Source organism: Pediococcus siamensis, assembly GCF_047220215.1.
GTDB classification, from domain to species: Bacteria; Bacillota; Bacilli; order Lactobacillales; family Lactobacillaceae; genus Pediococcus; species Pediococcus siamensis.
Window position 1 is genome coordinate 1,053,555 of record NZ_CP178375.1, and the last position, 22,012, is coordinate 1,075,566.

Annotated in this window: 20 protein-coding genes and 1 other RNA gene; 6 read left to right on the forward strand and 15 right to left on the reverse strand. The window is 42.3% G+C overall.

The window, feature by feature from the left end; translation table 11 throughout:
* The 11 genes from ACLJJ6_RS05015 to ACLJJ6_RS05065 form a co-directional block, all read right to left on the reverse strand.
* A complete protein-coding gene (locus tag ACLJJ6_RS05015) occupies positions 1–1,083 on the reverse strand; it encodes a carbamoyl phosphate synthase small subunit (protein ID WP_412990333.1) in 1,083 nt (360 codons plus the stop codon).
* An 18-nt stretch (positions 1,084–1,101) separates the two neighbouring features.
* Positions 1,102–1,638, reverse strand: a complete 537-nt coding sequence (gene pyrR / locus ACLJJ6_RS05020) for a bifunctional pyr operon transcriptional regulator/uracil phosphoribosyltransferase PyrR (RefSeq protein ID WP_412990334.1) — start codon at positions 1,636–1,638, stop codon at positions 1,102–1,104.
* A 109-nt stretch (positions 1,639–1,747) separates the two neighbouring features.
* Positions 1,748–2,659, reverse strand: coding sequence for an RluA family pseudouridine synthase (locus ACLJJ6_RS05025; RefSeq protein WP_412990335.1), 912 nt, complete (start codon positions 2,657–2,659; stop codon positions 1,748–1,750).
* Between the two features lie 3 nt (positions 2,660–2,662).
* The gene (gene lspA, locus ACLJJ6_RS05030) at positions 2,663–3,118 is read right to left on the reverse strand and encodes a signal peptidase II (RefSeq protein WP_412990336.1); all 456 of its coding nucleotides are present in this window, start codon (positions 3,116–3,118) and stop codon (positions 2,663–2,665) included.
* Between the two features lie 20 nt (positions 3,119–3,138).
* Complete coding sequence (locus ACLJJ6_RS05035; protein ID WP_412990337.1) at positions 3,139–4,797, reverse strand: formate--tetrahydrofolate ligase; 1,659 nt, start codon at positions 4,795–4,797, stop codon at positions 3,139–3,141.
* A 3-nt stretch (positions 4,798–4,800) separates the two neighbouring features.
* Positions 4,801–5,208 carry an EbsA family protein gene (locus ACLJJ6_RS05040; RefSeq protein ID WP_412990338.1) on the reverse strand — a complete coding sequence of 136 codons (408 nt, stop codon included), beginning with the start codon at positions 5,206–5,208 and terminating at the stop codon, positions 4,801–4,803.
* Between the two features lie 8 nt (positions 5,209–5,216).
* Positions 5,217–6,320 (reverse strand): NAD(P)/FAD-dependent oxidoreductase, encoded by a 1,104-nt coding sequence (locus ACLJJ6_RS05045; RefSeq protein WP_412990339.1) that lies wholly within the window; start codon positions 6,318–6,320, stop codon positions 5,217–5,219.
* 8 nt (positions 6,321–6,328) lie between these two features.
* A complete protein-coding gene (locus tag ACLJJ6_RS05050) occupies positions 6,329–7,480 on the reverse strand; it encodes a THUMP domain-containing class I SAM-dependent RNA methyltransferase (protein ID WP_412990340.1) in 1,152 nt (383 codons plus the stop codon).
* A gap of 79 nt (positions 7,481–7,559) precedes the next feature.
* Positions 7,560–7,935: RNase P RNA component class B (gene rnpB / locus ACLJJ6_RS05055), an RNA gene on the reverse strand.
* Positions 7,936–7,947: 12 nt separating this feature from the next.
* Positions 7,948–8,289, reverse strand: coding sequence for a cell division regulator GpsB (gene gpsB / locus ACLJJ6_RS05060; RefSeq protein WP_412990341.1), 342 nt, complete (start codon positions 8,287–8,289; stop codon positions 7,948–7,950).
* A 59-nt stretch (positions 8,290–8,348) separates the two neighbouring features.
* The gene (locus tag ACLJJ6_RS05065) at positions 8,349–8,918 is read right to left on the reverse strand and encodes a DUF1273 domain-containing protein (RefSeq protein ID WP_412990342.1); all 570 of its coding nucleotides are present in this window, start codon (positions 8,916–8,918) and stop codon (positions 8,349–8,351) included.
* Between the two features lie 91 nt (positions 8,919–9,009).
* Here ACLJJ6_RS05065 and recU point away from each other — a divergent pair, with 91 nt between their 5' ends.
* Complete coding sequence (gene recU / locus ACLJJ6_RS05070) at positions 9,010–9,648, forward strand: Holliday junction resolvase RecU (protein WP_412990343.1); 639 nt, start codon at positions 9,010–9,012, stop codon at positions 9,646–9,648.
* On the forward strand, positions 9,635–11,926 hold the full coding sequence (locus ACLJJ6_RS05075) for a PBP1A family penicillin-binding protein (RefSeq protein ID WP_412990345.1): 2,292 nt from the start codon (positions 9,635–9,637) through the stop codon (positions 11,924–11,926). The genes recU and ACLJJ6_RS05075 overlap by 14 nt, the downstream gene beginning before the upstream one ends.
* 52 nt (positions 11,927–11,978) lie before the next feature.
* Here the strand turns inward: ACLJJ6_RS05075 and ACLJJ6_RS05080 are convergent, their stop codons facing one another.
* The 4 genes from ACLJJ6_RS05080 to ACLJJ6_RS05095 form a co-directional block, all read right to left on the reverse strand.
* A complete protein-coding gene (locus tag ACLJJ6_RS05080) occupies positions 11,979–12,704 on the reverse strand; it encodes a DnaD domain protein (protein WP_412990346.1) in 726 nt (241 codons plus the stop codon).
* Positions 12,705–12,728: 24 nt separating this feature from the next.
* Positions 12,729–14,030: an asparagine--tRNA ligase gene (gene asnS / locus ACLJJ6_RS05085; RefSeq protein ID WP_412990348.1), complete on the reverse strand. Its 1,302-nt coding sequence runs from the start codon at positions 14,028–14,030 to the stop codon at positions 12,729–12,731.
* A gap of 28 nt (positions 14,031–14,058) precedes the next feature.
* The gene (locus tag ACLJJ6_RS05090; RefSeq protein ID WP_412990350.1) at positions 14,059–14,553 is read right to left on the reverse strand and encodes a DUF5590 domain-containing protein; all 495 of its coding nucleotides are present in this window, start codon (positions 14,551–14,553) and stop codon (positions 14,059–14,061) included.
* 63 nt (positions 14,554–14,616) lie between these two features.
* Positions 14,617–17,454, reverse strand: coding sequence for a helicase C-terminal domain-containing protein (locus ACLJJ6_RS05095; RefSeq protein ID WP_412990351.1), 2,838 nt, complete (start codon positions 17,452–17,454; stop codon positions 14,617–14,619).
* A 248-nt stretch (positions 17,455–17,702) separates the two neighbouring features.
* On the opposite strand from ACLJJ6_RS05095, the gene mvk reads away from it, so the two are divergent.
* From mvk to fni, 4 genes are read left to right on the forward strand one after another with little or no spacing between them, the layout of a single operon-like run.
* The gene (gene mvk, locus ACLJJ6_RS05100) at positions 17,703–18,650 is read left to right on the forward strand and encodes a mevalonate kinase (RefSeq protein ID WP_412990352.1); all 948 of its coding nucleotides are present in this window, start codon (positions 17,703–17,705) and stop codon (positions 18,648–18,650) included.
* Positions 18,651–18,652: 2 nt separating this feature from the next.
* Positions 18,653–19,618 (forward strand): diphosphomevalonate decarboxylase, encoded by a 966-nt coding sequence (mvaD, locus tag ACLJJ6_RS05105; RefSeq protein WP_412990353.1) that lies wholly within the window; start codon positions 18,653–18,655, stop codon positions 19,616–19,618.
* Between the two features lie 49 nt (positions 19,619–19,667).
* A complete protein-coding gene (locus ACLJJ6_RS05110; RefSeq protein ID WP_412990354.1) occupies positions 19,668–20,744 on the forward strand; it encodes a phosphomevalonate kinase in 1,077 nt (358 codons plus the stop codon).
* Positions 20,745–20,756: 12 nt separating this feature from the next.
* Positions 20,757–21,797: a type 2 isopentenyl-diphosphate Delta-isomerase gene (fni, locus tag ACLJJ6_RS05115; protein ID WP_412990355.1), complete on the forward strand. Its 1,041-nt coding sequence runs from the start codon at positions 20,757–20,759 to the stop codon at positions 21,795–21,797.
* Positions 21,798–22,012 lie beyond the last annotated feature (215 nt).

Here is a 22,012-nt window from a genome sequence, read left to right on the forward strand (position 1 = left end):
CTACCGCTCCATTCGTGTCGTCATAATCTCAATGAATTCATCAAAAAGCTCAGAACTTTCTAGTGGCCCAGGTGCCCCATCAGGAAAGAATTGGACACTAAATGCAGGAAAGTCACGGTGGCGCAACCCTTGAACAGATTGATCAACTAAATCGATATGTGTAATCAGCATTTTATTTCGATCGACAGAATCTCGTTCCACCGTATACCCTTGTCCCTGGGAGGCATAAAAGATTTCATCCGTAATAATAGACAATATTGGATGATTATCACCGTGATGTTCAAATTGCAAGGCTTGCACACTCGCACCATTTGCCATGGCAAACAGTTCGTGACCCAACCCGATGGCAAACAGCGGAATTCGCTGTTCGACTTCTGCAATCATTGTCACCAGCGTATCAGGTAAATCAGTTGGACTTCCGGGTCCTGTAGAAAGAATCACGCCATCCGGATCCAAATCAAAAATTTGATCCGCTGTACATGAATAAGGTAAGACAGTCACGTTACAGTTGCGTTGACTTAATTGGCGAAGAATGCCGTGTTTTAGGCCAAGATCAACTACCACCACGTTTAGTCCCGTTCCTGGATTAGGATATGCTTTTGGCGTGGAAACCTGACTGACTTGCTGATTTGTCAATACAATGGCATTCAGTTGGTCAAAGGCGTGGGCCAAATCCTTGACCGGATCCACAATACTCCCTTTGACCGTCCCTTTCGCCCGTAATTTATGAATCAAAGCACGCGTATCAATGCCACTAATTCCGGGAATGTTTTGGATCTTTAGAAATTCGTCTAAAGATAAGCGTCGTTGGCGGTTGGTTGAGACGTCCGCTACATCACGAACAATGACTCCCTTGCACGTCGGTTCGATTGACTCATAGCTCGCACGATCAATGCCATATCCACCAATTGATGGTTGAGAAAAAACAATGATTTGATTGTGATATATTTGGTTTGTGATAATTTGCTGATAACCAGTTGCACTGGTATTGAAAACAACTTCTCCAAATGTGGTTGCTGGAGACCCAAAGGCTTGGCCACGATAAACCGTACCATCATCTAAAATTAAATATCGCTCGCTCATGGTCCTCACCCCATCTAACTATTTGCGGTTGACAATTTTTACCGAATCTTCTTCATCAATTTCAGAAACAGAAACTTCAATTTTTTCATTTTGAGCTGTGGGAATATTTTTACCAACAAAATCGGCCCGAATTGGTAACTCACGATGACCACGATCCACCAGTATGGCCAAGTTAATTCGCTTAGGTCGTCCAATATCCATGATGGCATCCATTGCGGCCCGAATTGTCCGCCCAGTATATAATACGTCATCAACCAAGATAACTTTTTTCCCTTCCAAACTAAAATCAAAGTTTGGCTTTCCTGGCAATTTTGGATCCGTATCTAATTGATGGACATCGTCACGATAGGCAGTGACGTTAAGTTCACCAACAGGTACCTCAACATTTTCTAACTGCTTTAAGCGTTCTGCAATTCTTTGCGCTAAAAAGACACCCCGTGTTTTGATGCCAATAATCACAAGATCTTCCACCCCGCGATTACGTTCGATAATTTCATATGTAATTCGGGTGAGCGCCCGTTTCATTGCCATCGTATCCATAATTTCTTTTTCCAAGTTAGCTAACTTCCCTTCTAAGATAGGGGCAAATAAATTTTGAGTTTACTCAAATTTAATTCACCAAATGATAAGCTTTACGCCGCTGGATCTTAATCTCGAATTAACTTTAACCATGTTCAGATTGCGTGTCAAGCCATTTAAGCGTCTTCTCAAAAACCTCTGGAAGTGGAGCCTTAAATTCTAAGTATTCCCCAGTTGTGGGTTGCTTGAAACCTAAGACACTTGCATGCAAAAACTGACCCTTACCTTTTAGTGTTTTTCGGGGACCATAAAGGGGATCCCCAGCTACCGGGTGCCCAATATACTTTAAATGGACACGAATTTGATGCGTACGTCCCGTCTCTAAACGACACTGAATAAGCGTGTAATTACCATAGCGTTTTAAAACCTTAAAATGGGTAATGGCCGGACGCCCACTTGCTACAATGGCTTGCTTCTTCCGATCCTTCGGTGATCGTCCAATTGGCGCATCAATTGTCCCCTCATCTTCCTTGATATTTCCATGAACTAACGCAATATAAAGCCGTGTATTACTTTTGGCCTTTAATTGTGCTGTCAAACTTTGCTGAGCAAGGTCATTTTTCGCAACCATTAGCAGGCCAGACGTGTCCTTATCAATACGGTGAACAATTCCTGGACGAACCGTCCCATTGATTGTGGCTAATGGACTGTGATAAAGCAGCGCATTCACTAACGTATGATTTGGATGACCCGCAGCAGGGTGGACCACCATTCCTTGCGGTTTATTCACAACTAAAACATCATCATCTTCATAAACAATATCCAACGGAATATTTTCGGGCTCAAGTTCTGTCAACTGCTTTTCTTCGTCAATGATCTGAATCATGTCACCTGATTGGACATGATATTTGCTTTTGACTATACCGCCATTCACCAAAACATGGTCATTTTTGATTAAGGTCTGAATATGAGAGCGCGTCAAGTCAGAAAATGCTTCTGCCAGTACTTTGTCGATTCGTCCAGTTTGTGCTTGGATAGTTAATTCGTGTGTAGCCATCTGTTATCCCTCCAAATGGTCTTCTCTAAGAATGGCAATAAAAAGTAAAATAACACCAATCGTTAGCGCAAAATCAGCAACATTAAAAATGGGAAAGTTGATAAAATCAAGCTGAAACATATCAACGACATACTTCAGTCGGATCCGATCAATGAAATTCCCGAGTGCACCAGCAAGCATAAAGCTGAGACTAATTTGATACAGCCATTGTCCTCTCGTGCGATAAAGAAAATACCCTAATACCCCCACGGCAACGATTGTGATCAAGTAGAAAAAGAAAGTTTTACCTTCTAGAATACTCCAAGCTGCACCGTCATTACGAATGTTAGTTAAAGATAATATTCCGGGGATGACTTGATGGGTAGCCCCCAGGCCAATATTCATGACTATCCAGCTTTTAACGAGCTGATCGGCGGCCACCACGGCAATAATTAGGATGGCATCCACAATAAAAATCATTTTCAAACCCTCATTTCGTGTTAGAATAAGCCACTAATCTTTCCATTATCATCAATATCTATGTCTAATGCGGCCGGATGTTTAGGCAATCCCGGCATTGTCAAGATGTTTCCGGTCATGGCAACAATAAACCCAGCCCCTAACTTAGGGACAAACGATTTGACATGGATGGTAAAGTCTTGTGGTGCTCCCAATAATTTGGCATCATCAGAGAGGGAGTACTGCGTTTTTGCCATGCAAACTGGCAGCTTATCCCAACCTAGTTTTTTAAAACGCCGTAATTGATTCAGCGCTTTTTTCGAATAGTCAACATGAGCGCCACCATAAATTTTGGTTACAATAGTGTCAATTTTTTCCGTGAGGTTACTTTCTGGAGTGTACAAAGGTGTAAATTCTTTGCTTTCTTCAACTGTTTGAAGAACCGTCTGGGCTAAGTCAAGCGCACCAGCCCCGCCTTTTGCCCACACATCGGTATCAACGGCTTCAATACCTAGTTTTTGGCAAGCCTGAACTAGTTGATCAATTTCGGCTTGGGTATCCTGCGTAAACCGATTAATAGCTACAACTACCGGAACCCCATAGCGCTTCATGCTGTTAATATGATGTTCCAGATTGGCAAACCCATGTGCCAAAGCGGCCAGATTTTCGGTAGCCAACTCCGCTAAAGGCTGACCGCCATTTAATTTTAAGGCTTTAATTGTTGCCACGATTACAATGGTATCTGGTGTTTTTTGCAGGACTGGCACCTTAATATCCAAGAATTTTTCTGCTCCCAAATCCGCGCCAAAACCAGCTTCTGTAATCGTATAATCACCTAAATCAAGAGCCGTTTGCGTCGCCAGGACACTATTACAACCATGGGCAATATTTGCAAACGGTCCACCATGCACAATCGCAGGGGTGTGTGCTAACGTCTGCACCAAGTTAGGTTTAATGGCTTCTTTAAGTAAAGCTGCAATGGCACCACCGACTTGCAGGTCTTTAACCGTAATTGGTTGGCGTTCCCGTGTATAACCAATTACAATCCGATTAATTCGCTCTTTCAAATCATGCAAATCCTTAGCCAGACAGAGGATCGCCATGAGCTCACTTGCGACTGTGATGTCAAACCCATCTTCGCGGGGAACCCCTTGGACAGGACCACCCAAACCAATTACAATTTTGCGCAGCGCCCGGTCGTTAATATCCAGCGTCCGCTTCCAAACAATTCTTCGTTGATCAATTTCCAGTTCATTTCCCTGCTGGATGTGATTATCGATGAGGGCTGCTAGTGTATTATTGGCTGCTGTCAGCGCATGCATATCCCCCGTGAAATGAAGATTAATATCTTCCATGGGCACCACTTGCGCATAACCGCCACCAGTAGCACCACCCTTCATTCCCATTACAGGACCTAAAGACGGCTCACGTAAGGCAATCACGACCTTTTTATGAAGAAGGTGGAAAGCATCTCCCAGACCAACCGTAACTGTAGACTTGCCCTCCCCAGCTGGCGTAGGATTAATCGAAGTCACTAAGATCAACTTGCGTTTTGTTTGCGGTTTCGCTTTTAAAGGCAGGTTTATTTTTGCTTTATAGCTACCATAGGGCTCAATATCATCTTCGCCCAATCCAAGGCGTTCAGCCACCTTAGTGATTTTGTCCATTTTAACGCTTTGTGCAATTTCAATATCCGTCATTAGTTATTCCTCCACAATTTGCGCATGATTCTTTTTTAAGAGTTGAAACAATTGGGACCGATCTTTTTTGGTTAAGTAAAAGAAGTGCGAATTTGCATTATAGATGAATTGAATCCCAAATTTAGTTATCCGTAAAGATTGGATGTTGGCAATATTCATCACGAGCCATGTCTTCTGCAAGGTACGATTAATGATCAAATTGCCGTCTTGAACTTCTAATGTTCGCGTTAAATATTGGACCAAAACGACCACAATAAAAGCCACAAAAAAGCCCGCCGTAATCCAGTTAAAGTGTGTGACTTCGAGCCAGAAAATGACGCCCATCACTAAAATTAATAGCGTCCACGTCCATGAAGCAATACTGCCCAAAAACGCCGGTTGATAATAATAATTTCTTTTTATCGGTTGCAATTTGTTCACTACTCCTTTTTGTGCAAATAGGTTTCAATATCCTTTTGATAATTTGCATAACTGGTTTGTTGGGTTAACATGGTGGTCATCAATTTTGCTACCAAAGGCCCCGTAGTCAGTCCCGAAGATCCCAAACCGGAAGCAACTAAGACATGAGAATTTTCTGGCAGCCAACCAAAAAACGGTGAAAAATCATCTGTAAAGGCTCGTGTGCCCACCCGCGTGGCTAATAAATCTGATTTGTGGATATTTGCATCCATCCGCTGGGCACTTGCCACCAACTCATCAAAAGCTTCCTGAGTAAATTCCAGATCAAATTCTGGTTCATTTTCATGGGTGGCACCGATGATCAAACGACCATTTCCAATAGGCATGAAGTCCTTTTCCCCTTCCGGCATTAAGACGGGGGCGTACTGGTCTTCTGGATAAGTCGGTACTTTTAACTCAATTAATTGCCCTTTTTGCGGATGAACAGTAACCTCATATCCTAATGGGGCCAACAATTCATTCACACCAGCACCCGCACACAACAAAATCACATCAAAAGTCAAATCCTGGTGCGTCGTTTGAACAGTCTGATCATTTTTTAACATGACTTTTTCATGCCAAATTTGACTGCCATTTTGTTGACTCAACTTCAATAAGTCAGCAACAAACCGCTGGCCATCAATCCGCGCACCGCCGCTAATAAAAACACCTTGCAGGTCAGCAGTGACAAGTGGCATTCTTTCTTTAATTTGCGTCCTGGTTAAGCGTTCAATCTTGCCCATCATTGGGACAGATTGACGCCGTTCATGCGCCAGCGCTTCCAGTGCGTCAAGTGCTTGTGGATCTTTGCGCGTCACGATAGTTCCAGACTGCAGATACGTTTGTGGTGACATACCAGTTTCCTGTGCTAATTGCGCAATAAAATGCGCACCATCACTTGCTAGTGCATACCATTTTTGGTTACGTCGCTTGGATAGCCAAGGAGAAATGATGCCAGCTGCCGCTTTGGTAGCCTGTCCCGTTTCCTGATCGAATAAAGTAACAGCGTACCCGGGCTCTTTACTTAAAAGATAGGCCGCAGTTGCCCCAACAATGCCGCCACCAATAATTGCAATTTTTTTCATTTTAATTTCTATTCACGCTTTCCATCATGATGCCAAACCGGTTTTCCCCAGTACTGGAAATAATCAGTTCGTAAAGCACCATTATATAGCTTACGTTTTTTAGTTGCTTGAGTACCATAAAAACGTTCGAATTCAAGATCACTTGTTAAAATATATTTACTCCAGGTTGCCAATGGCTTGTAAACTTGGCCCATTTCTCGGTAAAGTTTACGCACCCCTTGTTGGTCACTCAACCGTTGTCCGTACGGAGGATTAGCGACGATGACGCCATTAATCTTAGCCGTTCTAAAATCTTTGACTGCCATCTGTTTGAACGTAACCACAGAGCTTAAACCAGCTTCCAATGCATTTCTTTTTGAAATCTCAATCATATTCTGATCGATATCGAACCCGGAAATATCGAGATCTACATCGTAATTTGCTTGGCTGTCAGCCTCATCGCGAAGCTGTTCACTAATGCTATCTGGTACCCAATCCCATTTCTCACACACAAAGTTGCGGTTGAACCCAGGTGCAATGTTTTGACCAATTAAGGCAGCTTCAATCGGGATCGTTCCTGATCCACATACTGGGTCGATAAAGGGCATATCAGGCTTCCAGCTCGTTAACATCACCAACGCCGCTGCCATATTTTCTTTAAGTGGCGCCCCACCTTTATCAACTCGATAACCACGCTTGAACAGACTGTCGCCGGTTGTGTCCAATGTCAACTGAACTTGATCTTTATTAATAGCCACTTCAATTGGAAATAAAGCACCCGTTTCGGGCAAGCGTGTCCGGCGATGATAGGTCTCAGAAAGTTGGTTCACAATCGCTTTTTTGACAATTGCCTGGGCATCCGGGACACTATGTAACTGCGAGTTTCGCGAGCGTCCTTCCACCGGAAAGCTAGCATCCATGGGAAGTAATTGGTCCCAGTGAATCTTCTTTGTTTGTTCAAATAGATCGTCAAACGTTTTGGCTTCAAATTCAGCCACAATAATTTTGACTCGGTCAGCTGTACGGAGCCACAAATTCGCTTTTAAAATATCGGTAATGGTTCCTTCAAAACGAACCCGTCCGTTTTCAACTTGTACCTGATAACCAAGTTCGCGCAATTCTTTACCAACTAGTGCTTCAATTCCGCTTGCACAGGTGGCGATTAAGTTAAATTTTTCCATTTGTTCACCTTTTTTATTTTTAATCTAAAAAAAACTAGGATAAAAGCGAACTTCTACCCTAGTCTCCTGAAATGTAAACCTCTATAAGCCATGTTTTGTCCAAAATGAATTCTCAGGTACAATTCAAATTTGGGTAATCATCTATCTCCAGGTGTAAACACCTGCCCCCACATTTCGTTCAATTCCATATGTGAAGCGCCCCTACCAATGTTTGGGTTGCCCGCTCGTGGGGTTTACCGCGTTCCATCAACATAATTTCTTATGTTGCTACGTTTCTGTGGCACCTTAGGGAACTTGAGAACATAGCCGAAGCCTTAGTCCTGTATTCCGCCGTGATCTCTAAAAGAGATCCCCCAGCTTATTTTTTCACCGAGCACGAACACTACAAGCATCGCAGCTTGTGCGGGCATGGACTTTCCTCAGCCTACAAAAGTAGACCGCAATTACCCGAGATTTACAAAGTATAATTAAATTCGATGTGATTCGTTTTCGCCATTATCCAATTGCGAACCGAACACCCGACGTTCCAAGTTGGAAAGTCGTTTTAAAATATCCATGTTGGTTGCGTTGTTGACTGACTGTGTACTAGAAGTAGTCTTCCCTACTGAAACTTGTTTTGTTAATTCATCAATCTTATCAAGTAATCTTTCATTCTCATCTTTTAATTGCTGGATGTTTTTCTGAAAAGTCTCGTAATCTTTGATAACTGTATCCAAATAGGTATCAACATCTGCTGGATCGTAGCCACGCATCTTAGGTTTAAATTCTTTTTGCAAAATATCTTTTGGAGTAAGATTTATGTTATCCATATTTAGCACCTCATAATTATTGTAATATCTGCGTAACACGTATTCCATTGTATCAGACTTTAATCTAAATTAAAACTATTGTTCTGATTTTCTGCATATTCATCGGCTGCTTCCTGTAAATCATCGAAATTTATAATTTCAAACGGATACGGATGCTCCTGTTGCCAGCGTTGTACTGCCTCGTAATCGTACTTCCCTTTTCCCTCATGTTCAGGATCATAAATCAGAATTGCTTCATCTGTATGGGTAAGCATAAACTGCTGATAGGCCCGCAATTGCTGCGGTGTTTGGTAGGGTTTGTGGCTGACGCTATCCGTAAAGTCCGCTTTTGTTAAGATTTGGGAAAGTTTTGCCTGATTAGACTCGTTCCATTGCTGTCCGAATTCTAAAAAAGGTAACATCACAGCGATTTTCAATTCTGGATAATCAGTCTTAAGTGCCGCACCTGCTTCAACGGCCCACTGTTCAATACCTAATTGGGCGCCCGTAATTAACCAGTCTACCCCCGTTTCAAGACGGTTTTTCAACACGCGTTTTAAAACATATCTAATTACGTCAAGTTTGGGATCTTTATCACCAAAGATTTCAAGTTCATAGCTGCGGTATCCTGTTATCCAAAGCCGACTCATATCCTGTTCCTCCAAATTTTAAAAAACTATTTCAAAAATGTTTTACCTTTACATCTATAGTATAATATAGAAAATAGGAAGTGATATAGACGTGAACTTTCATTATCCAAACGGAAAAAGGTTTACTACTGACAGTTTATCAGCAACACCCAAAAAAATCAGAAAGGCTCCTACCCAGTTTGGCAAACGCGGTATGACCCTAGAAGATGAACTCAATGAAAGCAATCAGTACTACCTTTCCCACGGGATTGCGGTAATTCATAAAAAGCCGACGCCAATTCAAATTGTTAAGGTAGACTACCCCAAACGCAGTGCTGCCGTGATAAAAGAGGCCTATTTTCGGCAGGCATCCACGACCGATTATAATGGCGTTTACCAGGGATATTATATCGACTTTGATGCTAAAGAAACAAAGCGAAAAACCGCTTTTCCTCTAAATAATTTTCATGAGCATCAAATTCGTCACATGAAGGCGTGTCTGGCGGCAAAGGGAATTTGCTTTACAGTAATAAAATTCGTGGAACTTGACCAAATTTTTTTACTGCCGGCCACAAATCTTTTCTCATATTGGGATGCACAAAAAAATGGTGGTAGAAAGTCTATTCCACTTAGCTATATTCAAGAAAATGGCTACTTAATTAAATATCAACTAAATCCTTTGATACCCTACTTGGAGGCCGTTGACGAGTTAATTAAGAGATACGAAGGAGAGCACAATGCAAAGGAATAATCGCGGTTCCGATAATAATCAGTACCATCGTACACAACATTCACAACTAACCTCCCCGCCACACAGAAAACGATCAATCTTTTTCCGTATTCTGTTATGGTTAATTGGCATTTTTATTGTTGCCTTGTTGGCTGGAGCAGGTTTATTTATGTACTATGCTAAGAATGCCCCTAGCATTAGTGAAAAGCAATTATCAAGTGATGAAGCTACCGTTATTTACGATAAGGACGGTAAAGTGATTAGTCGCTTAGGGTCCCAAAATCGTGACTATGTCAAAGCAGACGAAATCCCCAAAACTTTAAAGAGCGCAGTTGTTTCCATTGAAGATAAGCGGTTCTATAAAAACAACGGCGTTGACCCTGTCCGCATTGTGGGGGCTGCTTTTGCTAATATTACCGGTTCTTCACTTGGTCTGCAAGGTGCCAGCACGCTGACCCAACAGCTCGTGAAGCTTTCTGTCTTTTCAACGTCAGCAAAGGATCGAACTTTACGCGTCAAGGCCCAAGAAGCTTGGTTAGCCTTACAGGTAGACAAAAAGTACTCTAAAGATAAGATTCTGGAATTCTATATCAATAAGGTTTACATGGGAAATGGTGTTTATGGCATGGGAACGGCTGCAAGGTATTATTATGGCAAGTCACTTTCTAAATTAACCCTTCCCCAGCTCGCTTTATTAGCTGGTATGCCGCAAGCCCCAACGAGTTATGATCCCATAAAATATCCAAAATATGCTCTAGCGAGACGTAATATTGTTCTCCAGGCTATGGCGGACAATAACGTTATCACAGCAGCACAGGCGGCCCAAGCTAAAAAAACAAGCATTAAAACTGGCCTAGTAAAAACCCATAGTTCCAGTGGGTTGTCAACGGTAAACAGTAAAGTAGTTGATGCTTATTTAAAACAGGTCATTAGCAGTGTGGAAGCTAAGGGCTTTAGTCCATATACGGCAGGTCTTAAGATTTATACGAATCTCGATCTTGCGGCACAAAAGCGCCTCTACGAAATCGCCAATACGAATAAGTACGTCCAATTTCCTGATTCTAAATTTCAGTTAGGCGTTTCAATTACGAATCCTAATAATGGAAAAGTGGTAGCGATGCTTGGTGGTCGTCAAACTGGTAGTGTGACATTCGGTTTGAACCGGGCTGTCCAAACGGATCGCAGTAGCGGTTCAACTGCTAAACCTCTGATGGATTACGGTCCAGCAATTCAATATTTGAATTGGCCAACGAGTCGTACTGTCAAAGATGAACCGTTCACCTACCCTGGGACAAACATCAAGCTATACGACTTTGATAAAAAGTATGAAGGCAAAATGACCATGCGTCAGGCGCTGATACAATCACGAAATATTCCTGCCATCCGCACGCTCCAAGATGTTGGTATTAGCAAGGCAACCACCTTCCTAAGCGGTTTAGGTATTTCACAAAAGAAAACTTATAACCTGCAAAATGGGATTGGGTTATATATCTCACCATTGCAAGAGTCGGCGGCTTACGCGGCATTCGCAAATGGCGGAACCTACTACAAACCCTATTATGTCAATAAAATTGAGACACAGAGTGGTAAAACCTATCGTTACAGCAGTCAAGGAAAACGGGCGATGAGTAAAGCCACTGCCTATATGATAACGGATATGCTCAAGGGTGTTTTAACTGACGCTAACGGCTCGGGAACTTCTGCAAATATCTCCGGGTTATATCAAGCCGGAAAAACCGGAACCACAGCCTACCCTGACGACATTGCTAGCAACTATCCCAGCAGCGCCTCAATGGACTCTTGGTTTACTGGTTACACGCGTCACTACAGCATGTCAGTTTGGACCGGTTATGATCAGCAAAATACGGCTTCAGGTTTCTTGAGTTCAGAAGAAACAAAAATTGCACAACTCGTTTATCGAAGTATGATGAGTTATCTTGCACAGTCGGTTTCTAATGAAAACTGGGTAAAACCTTCCAGCGTCACTGAAAAAACCGTAAATGGTGTGCGCGAACTCTTTAAAGCAAATACCAGCTACAGTAATTCGGGTTCTAGTGATGAGTATTCACAAAATAATTCTTCAAGTTACAGTTCTAGTTCAGAAAGCTCCCAGGCAACTAGTCGTGAAACGTCATCTAAGAGCAGTAGTAATAGCAACAGCAATAGCAGTAGTGCGAATAGCAGTTCTAGCAGTTCCTCCAGTAGTTCGTCGTCGAGCAGTTCTTCTACTAGTTCCGTCAGTTCTAGTTCTACCAGCAGCTCATCCAGCAGTTCATCATCAAGTAGCAAATCAGAATAGTTAAATCTTTCCAAAAAAATAACCCCCAACTTAAAAGTTGAGGGTTATTTTATTAGGATTTTTTTGGCTGGTCAGAAATTTTGTAAATGGGAATTTTGGGTCCGGTTAAATCCGCCTTCGTCTGCCGCTCACTATCTGTACTCCGAGAATGACTATTTTCTCGTTGCCGTTCGGACTCTTTTTGAACTTGGCTAACCGTGGTCAGATTTTTCTTTTCCCAATTCAATAGAATTCGATCCATATACCGCAAGCTGTATGCCTGACTCAAAACCGCTTCTTTGAGTGCCAGTGAAATCAGCTCTGGAGCATAGTGATCATCCGTCAGCCATTGATTAATGGTCTCGTATTCAATTGGTGAAAGCGGACGACCAAATTCAGTTTCAATCTGTGCAAAAACAGTTTCTTGCTCAGCCTTGGCTGAAGCCTGTTTTTTTGTCTGAACCGTCTCATTAGCCGCTTGTAGCAGTTTTTCAAACAACTTTTCAAAGCTATACTGATCATAGCTTTTTCCATCCGTATGCTTAGTTGTTTTAATCTCCATTAGATTGTTTTGAATCATTTCGTGTAATAATTCATAAACCTTACTCTCTGTCAGCCCACTTTCTTTGGCAATTAACTTAGAACTTGGAAAAAGGTCGCCTTGTTCACGTTGTTTTTCAATAATCAGATAAATGATTAATTCATCATTAGTGAGCCCAATCTGATGAAAGTGAGTAATTAAGTAGTTGGAAACGACTGTGTTACCAGCTCTTAAGAATTCTCGCGTTTGTCCATCCATAATCTAACGCTCCTTTGAACAGCCTTATGGATTCAAACGGTGCAACATTCTTGGGAAGGGAATTGTTTCCCGGACATGATCCTCGCCAGTAATCCAAGTCAAAGCACGTTCGAGGCCCAGACCAAAACCAGAATGCGGCACTGATCCATACTTACGTAAATCTAAATACCATTCGTAATTTTTGAGATCCTGACCAGATTTTTTAATTTGTTCTACTAAGTAATCATAGTCAGTTGCGCGTTCAGAGCCGCCGATGATCTCCCCATAACCTTCTGGTGCTAAAAGATCCGCACAAATAACCAAATCATCACGAGTTGGATGTGGTTTCATGTAAAACGGTTTGACTGCCTTCGGATAGTTCATCACAAATACTGGCTGATCAAATTGGTCAGCTAAATAGGTCTCTTCTGGTGAACCAAAATCTGCCCCCCATTGAAGATCGTCAAATTGACCAGAGTTTTGCAACATTTCAATCGCCTTATCGTACGTGATTCGAGCAAATGGCAATTTTGTATATTTCTTGAGCGTTTCAACATCGCGACCCAAAATTTTCAACTCATAGTCACAATGATCAATAACATTTTGCACAAGAAAAGCAATATAACACTCTTGAACTTGCAAACTTTCTTCTTGATGCATGAAGGCCATTTCTGGTTCGATTTGCCAGAACTCTGTCAGATGACGGCGCGTCTTCGACTTCTCTGCGCGGAAGGTTGGTCCAAAAGAAAAGACTTTGCCGAATGCCATAGCGCCAGCCTCTTCATACAGTTGTCCACTTTGGGATAGATAGGCTTCCCGATCAAAATACTTTGTCTTAAATAACTCCGTGGTTCCTTCTGGTGCACTGTCTGTCAAAATTGGGGCATCAATTTTAATGAATCCCTCCTGATTAAAGAATTCGTAAGTTGCCCGAATAACTTCATTCCGGATTTCCATAATGGCGTGCGGACGCGATGAGCGCAACCATAGATGACGATGATCTAATAAAAAGTCAATGCCGTGTTCTTTCGGGGTAATCGGATAATCGCCACTTTCCCCTATAACTTCGATACCGTCCACTTCAATTTCATATCCAAAATGGGAACGATCATCTTTATGAACGGTCCCTGTTACCCACATACTTGTTTCCTGACGGAGTTTCTTTGCCAATTCAAAGATTTCGTCCCCGACAACATTTTTGACTACCACGCCTTGAAAGAAAGCAGTGCCGTCACGTAATTGTAGAAAGCTGATTTTTCCACTTGATCGTTTGTCCGTTAACCAAACGCCGATTTGCACACGTTCATCGACATGATCTTTGGAATCAATAATACTGATACGTTCCAAGATTAAGTTCCTCCTCGAGTTTATTCGTTTAAATGTTATTCACTGAGCGAACAACAGCTCCATTTTTAAAGTTTAAAGTTTTCAGACACAATTGTCCAGAGCCATTCATATATGCGACTTCCCAAACGGGCTTTTGCTTGTAAATTCCCATCGAAATTGTCGTTACCTTCTTGGGATTGTAAGTGTTCCAGATTTTCTTTAACACTGTGTTCCGATCAATCCCAGCCGCCTGCTTATAAATACGGACTTTTTTCCCGTTATTTGAAATAATCACATAGACAGGGATATTTTGCTTTGTCACACCGGTCACGGTATAAAAAGTTTGCTCTGTGTTAGCCCAAGAAAAATCCGTTTCTGTTTTTAAGTGGGCATATTTTTTGGCAATTTTTAAAGATTGGCTTTTGGCAGAATCTACTGGCTTTCGAACCTCATGATAGATAATGGACGTTCCCCCAATTAGAATGATGATGGTTGCCATAAAAATCAAAAACCAATGACTATTATGCTTTCTTGAACGTTTCAAATGACTTGCCCACTTTCTCTTAAACTTTGAACTTCCCTATTATAACAAAGAAAGCTTACTTAATTAGTGATGTTTTTTAAAGAATTCTTTAAGGGCTGGGTTGACTTGGTCTAAAGGCAGTTGCTGCACGGGCATTTCTTTAGGCAAACTATGCAACATAACCTTCCCATAGCGCTTATCAATAATGCGCCGATCTAAAATAACTGCTGCGCCAAAATCGGTTTCTGATCGAATTAACCGCCCAATCCCCTGTTTTAATCTTAAAATACTTCGTGGCAATATAGTTTTCATAAATGGATTCTGATGTGCCTGACGTTGTATTTTTGTCTCGGCCTTTGTAAAAATTTCATCCGGAGAATCAAATGGTAATCGCGTCATAATCAAAAGATCAAGCTGACCATTTGCCAGATCCATCCCTTCCCAAAAGCTAGAAGCACCAAAAAGGATACCGGTCGAATTCGACAAGAACTCTCTGGTGAGTTTAGATTTAGTACCATTTATCCCCTGCACTAGCAAGCGACGATGCTTGCCAAGGTCTGTCTTTTGAATGTAACCATACACATCTTTAATGGTGGCCAAGGAATTAAACAAAACTAAAATTTTTCCCGGGGTTACCTGGGCAAGTTGATAAATGGCCTTAGTTAAATACTGCGCATAGGCGTCCGTTGTAATTTCATTAATAACCGGACCATCATTTACAATCTGTAAAAGTGCATTATCGGCAAAATTAAAGGGACTGCTGAATTTTTTGACCGTGGTTGTATCTTTTGCCAGGCCTACCTGATTTAGGAAATACTTGGAACGACTATTAGAAAAAAGTGTTGCCCCAATTAAAGTTGGTTTTTGGAACCACGGGTAAACTTTAGTTTTAATGTAGTGCGCACTTTCCACAATTCCCTTCGAAAAACTCACACTGCCAGCGTCATGATTAGGACCCACTTGAATCCAATAAAAATCACCGTCTTGCGGTTTGGGGGTGGAAGCCTGTAAAAAGGATTGAAAAATTTTAGAAAAGTTTTGTGCTTGCGTTTCAATTTCTAACTGGCAATTTCGTAATTTTAGCCACACACGAATCTCAGATTCAACGAAATTCTGCTGCTGTTGCCAAACCAACTTCTCCAAAGTAGAAAAAGCCAAGATTTCAGCGGCCAAGCTATCTCGCAATTGCGTTAAAGTCTGACGGTTTTCCTTAATAAATTGTGCCAGTTCAACGCCAGTTACGATTTTTTGAAAAGGTAGATCCTTGGTATCAGTGGGTATTTTCTGCGCCAAAAATGTTGTAAATAAACGGTTCTGCAGCCCAGCAATGAACTGATTGATGCGCTCTAATTCATCCGCTACTTGGTTAGCATGAAAACTTGCCATCGTATCGCTTTGAACAACCGGAGAGCGATTGAGCCCTTCATGCATGCGGATATGGCTAACCGCACTATGCGCCATACTCATCAAATGGTTAATATCAAAGGTTAAGCGGTTCTCTTGTAAAATCGTGTTGACGAAACGCTGCGCTTCATCAATCACCAGGTACGGGCGTTGCGCCTTATTCCCCAGCAAATCTGCATGCCGTGCTAAAAAAGCGTGATTGGTAACTACGATTTGAGAAATGTGTGCTTTTTGAATGACGCGCTTGTAAAAATCAACTTCATAAAAGGGATTAGCAGTATCTAAACTCGTCATCCCCTGATGACGGACCTCATTGAGTAACGGGATTTTATGATTGTTGATATGCAGTTCATCTAAATCTCCCGTTTTAGTCATGGTTAACCAGACTAACAATTTCATTTTAATTAAGCGGCTTTGATTTGCAGGATCGCTTTCATCAAGTTGCTGTGAAAACTTGGCCAAATCAAGGTAGTGATTACTTCCCTTAACTAAGGTGGCTTGAAGTGAAGTCTTTAAAATCTTACTTAAAATGGGGATGGCTTTTTCCATGAGTTGCGATTGTAATAAGGTGGTGGTCGAACTGATCACTACCGGCAGATGGGATTCAAATGCTAAATAAGTAAACGGAAGTAAATAAGCCAGGGACTTACCAATCCCAGTCGGTGCTTCGACCACCAAAGCATTTTGTGTATCTTTATGATAATTTGCATAGATGGCATTCATAATCCGGGCTTGAGCACTACGCCAGCCTAGGTCACCTGCAAACAGCGTTAACTTTGCCTTTTTGGACTGCGGATAACGGCCTAATTTGGGTGCCGTTTCGTGCACAATCTCGGTGCGTTGCTGACGTAAAACCAGATTATGCCGAATCGTCAAATAGCTTGGCAGCTCACCTGGATGCTGTTGTTTGCTATCTTCAGCCTGCGCAATCAATTCTGCCGTCTGACGGGGGAGGCTCCCCGACAATTTCGTCAATTGCTGTAAGGTTAATAGCGGTAGAGCCGCTAACCGTTTCAAGAGCATGATAAAAAGTTTCGCTGTGGCTAAAGCGTCACTATCCGCAGAATGCGGATGTTTGTGTTGGATGCCAAAGTAACGTGATAAATCACGTAGCCGATACCCGTTTACGGTTGGCAACAAAATTTGACTTAAAGTCACCGTGTCAACAGCTTTGATTTCCAATTTGGGATACCCAACCCGTTCCAGTTCATAATTTAAGAACGGAAAATCAAAATTCACATTGTGAGCCACAAATACCGTGTCCGAAAGCATACCAAATAACGTGGGCGCAATATCATCGAATAGCGGTGCATGACGCACGCGTTGATTCGTAATCCCCGTTAGCTGTTGAATGGCATTCGGAATTGCCATTTCTGGATTGACGTCCGTTGCAAAAGTGTTTATGATTTTGTGATTTTGAACAAATACACACCCGATCTGAATAATTCGTTCATTCGCATTCAGATTCGTGCCGGTTGTTTCAATGTCCACCACTGCATATGTCGTATTTGAATCCATATTCTCACCAATCAAATTTAAAATGTTTATTCCATAGTTTTTATGATACTACATTCGCTCTTAAGCTTAAATGAAATCTACTCTGCAAATAACAGAAAAACACAAATCTCAGACAAAAAATAATCAAATGAAAGTGATACTGTTTATTCTAAAAATATGTTAAGATATACTTTTGTTTGGCCTCAAAAGCCAATAAAACGCTAAACTGAAAGTAACAATAAACTTATTTCTGAAAGCGAGCGATAGTTTTGTTAAAATCCGCTACTGGTCAAAGTCATGCTAAAATCATTTTTTGGGGTGAGCACAGTGTTGTTTACGGTCAACCTGCCATTTGCTTCCCTATTTCTGAGATAAAGACGACGGTTGTAATCGAGCAAACACCGACCGGTCAACACATCCAGAGCCGCTATTTTAACGGATCGCTTACCCAGATGCCAGAAAGCCAGACGGGAATTCAACTATTGATTAATACCATCCTGACCTTACTAGATGAAGAGCATACCCCGTTTCAGATGAAAATTTCGAGTGCCATTCCAGCCGAACGCGGAATGGGGTCATCTGCCGCAACGGCTATTGCCATCATACGTGCTTTCTATCATTTCTTTCAGCATCCCCTGACGCACGCGGAATTATTGCGGCTAGCCGATGTATCGGAACAATACATTCATGGCAATCCTAGCGGTCTAGATGCCGCAACAGCAGGCTCACGGGTACCAATCTGGTTTATTCGCGGGCGTCGTCCCCAAGCCATTCCCATCAATCAAAAGGCTTATTTGATTATTGCGGACACTGGCATTATGGGTCAAACTGGTTTAGCAGTTCAACACGTAAAAAAGCAATTAGCAGAAAATCCACAAGCTCAGCCCGCCATCGAAAAACTTGGCGCAAACGCTAAAGCAGCCCGTACGCTATTAGCTGACGGTAACACGCCAAAACTGGGGGCTATAATGACAAACTCACACCACCTTTTGCAAACGCTAGGGGTTAGCCATCCTGCTTTGGATAAGCTTGCCGGACTAGCCCTTTCACATGGTGCACTGGGCGCCAAACTAACCGGTGGCGGTATGGGGGGTTGCCTAATTGCTTTGACTGACACATCCGAAAAGGCCAAAAAAATTGCTAGTTTATTAGAACAAAACGGTGCCGTTCAAACCTGGATTGAGCCGCTAGCCCGTATGAATCACAAAGGAGTTTAAGTATGATAACTGCACGTGCCCATACCAACATCGCACTTTTAAAGTATTGGGGAAAAAAAGATTCCGAGTTAATCCTTCCCTATAATGACAGTATTTCGTTAACCTTAGATCAGTTCTACACTGACACTTCCGTTGAATTTTCTCAGCACTTGAAAAAAGACGAAATAAGTGTCGACGAAAAGCCGCTGACCGGATCAGGATTAACACGCGCCAAACGTGTTTTGGATTTAGTTCGCGGGCAGGCTCAGATCCATACCGCCGCTCGCGTCTATTCCACCAATCATGTTCCGACTTCGGCTGGTCTAGCGTCTTCTGCCTCAGCATTTGCAGCTTTAGCCGCTGCAAGTGCTAAGGCTGCTGGGCTAACTTTGGATAAACGTGCACTTTCCATTCTTGCGCGACATGGATCCGGTTCCGCCTCACGCTCCATTTTTGGTGGTTTTGTGCACTGGCATGCTGGGACTGATAATCAAAGTTCTTATGCAGAGAGTATTCAATCAAAGGTCGATTGGGACATTAACTTAATTACCGTTTTGATTAATACGAACGAAAAAAAAGTCAGCAGTACCAACGGCATGCAAAGTGTTGTAAAAACTTCACCATTTTTCCCAGCCTGGGTAAAAGCGGCGCAGGCAGATGTGGCGCCGATGACAGAGGCGATCCTTAATAAAAACTTAGCAAAATTAGGCACCTTAGCTGAAGAAAACGCGATGCGTATGCACGCGACAACGTTTGGTGCTGATCCTAGTTTTACTTATTTTCAACCTCAAACGCTTGCAATCCTTAACACCGTTCGCAACTTACGAGAACAAGGTGTAAAATGTTATAGTACTGTGGATGCGGGCCCCAATGTGAAAGTGATTTGCGCTAAAGCAGATAATGAACTTCTCTTGACACAACTTGCTAAAATTGTTGGGCATGACGCTTTGTCCATTTGCAACCCCGGTCCTGGGGTAACGTATCTATAAACCAAAATAAGCCAAATTTTAATTCTAAATTTTGAAGGGACATGATCCATTGATTACGGTGAAAGCGCCTGGAAAACTTTACATCGCGGGAGAATACGCGGTAGTTGAGTCAGGATACCCAGCCATTATTGTGGCATTAAACCAATTTGTAACAGCTTCAATTGAAAAAACAGAAAACGTTGGTCAAATTGTTTCGGAACAATATCATGAAAACTCGATTTTTTGGCGTCGTAAAGGCGCTAAAATGGTCTTCGATAACCGTGATAATCCGTTTCACTATATCCTTTCGGCAATCAATCTCACCGAAGAATATGCGAGCAACTTGCATAAAGATTTGGGTCTTTACAATCTTTATATCAATAGTGACTTGGATAGCGCAGATGGAAAAAAATATGGTTTAGGCAGTTCAGCTGCCGTTACCGTTGCCACTATCAAAGCCCTTGCTAAGTTTTATCATCTTCCCTTAACAAAAGATATTTTATTTAAACTTGCTGCAATTGCTCACTTTGATGTGCAAGGCAATGGGTCATTGGGCGATATTGCCGCTAGTGTTTACGGCGGCTGGATTGCCTATCATTCATTTAATCGCGACTGGCTGTCTGCACAACGGCGCCAGACGACCTTAATGGATCTATTAAATAAACCTTGGCCAGGATTAGACATTGAACTGCTGACCCCCCCTTCCGACTTGAAGCTAATGATTGGCTGGACTGGTTCACCAGCCTCCACTTCTCATCTGGTTGACAAGGTAGCCATGGGAAGAGCCAAAGAACAGCACGAGTATCAAGAGTTTTTAAAAGAGAGCAAAGCCTGCATCAAAGAAATGATTCGCGGCTTTCACGATCAATCCATTGCCGTGATTCAGCAACAATTAAGGATTAATCGTGCCATTTTAAAAAAACTAAGTGATTTTAGTCGTGTTTTGATCGAAACCCCTGTTTTAAAGGAAATGATCAACGATGCTGAAAAGGCTGGTGGTGCCGCTAAAAGTTCCGGTGCTGGTGGTGGTGACTGTGGAATCGTCTTAATTAATAAGAAAAATTCAACAAAAGAATTATTAAAGGCTTGGAAAGAAAAAGGGATCAAACAGCTTAAATTTAATGTTCACAACGTGACCGAGCTTTAAGGAGAACCGATAATGAAAGATATTCAGTCGCATCGCAAAGATGAACACGTTTCGCTAGCAGAACATTTTTATCAGCCAGAGGCCGCGGCTGGTTTCCAAGAAGTCCGCCTCATTCCCAATAGTCTGCCAGAGATTAGCCGCGATCAAATTGATTTAAAGAGTCGTTTTGGGGGGATCGTTACAGATTACCCCTTTTATATTGAAGCGATGACTGGGGGCAGCACGTATACTGGGAAACTTAATCAACAACTCGCTCGAATTGCAAAAGCTACACAATTGCCGATGGCAGTCGGTTCACAAAGTGTAGCTCTAAAACAGCCTGAGGTTGCCGAAACTTTTAGCATTGTTCGTAAAACTGATCCTAATGGCATCCTATTAGCTAACATCGGGCCCAACCATTCCGCCAGTGACGCCCAAAAAGCCATTGATATGATTGATGCCGATTTGCTTGAAATTCACCTGAATGCAGCCCAAGAAATCGTGATGCCCGAAGGTGACCGTTCCTTTGACTGGCTGGCAAATATCCGAGAAATTGTTCAGACCGTCACCGTCCCTGTCGTTGTGAAAGAAGTCGGGTTTGGTATGACAGCGCAAACCATGCAGCGACTCCAAAGCATTGGTGTTCAAACGGTCAATGTTGCTGGACACGGAGGAACCAACTTCGCTAAAATTGAAAATGAACGTCGCCATGATAAGGCCTATCGTGCATTTGAGAACTACGGCTTAACAACCGTGGAATCCTTGCTTGAATCACGCCGTAGCCAAAGCCAACTTCATATTGTGGCCTGCGGTGGCATTCGCAACGCACTGGACATCGTTAAGAGTCTTGCGTTGGGTGCCGAAATGGTCGGTATTGCTGGTGCTTTGTTACATACCTTGATTAAACAAGGCGAAAATGAAACCATCCAATTAATTCAGCAGTGGCAGACACAGCTCACAGACTTACTCACGCTTCAAGGTGTCAAAAGTCCTCGTGCACTTAACTGGCAGAATGTCATCTTGAACACCGACTTAATGACCTATTGTCAGCAGCGGCAGATTCCTTTAGCCTAGCTCCAAGTGATTGTTGTATAAAATTACACTAAACGTGTTAAGTTTCAAAAGAAAAACTAAAAAAAGGCTGGAAAAAATTTTTCCAGTCTTTTTTAGTCTTTGAACTTTCATAGTCCAAATCAGGGAAAAGCCTTATTTCTTTGCTTAACGACGGAAGCCGAACGATTCAAAGAACGATCGTTCGGCTTCCTAGGTGATGTTTGCAGTTACACCAC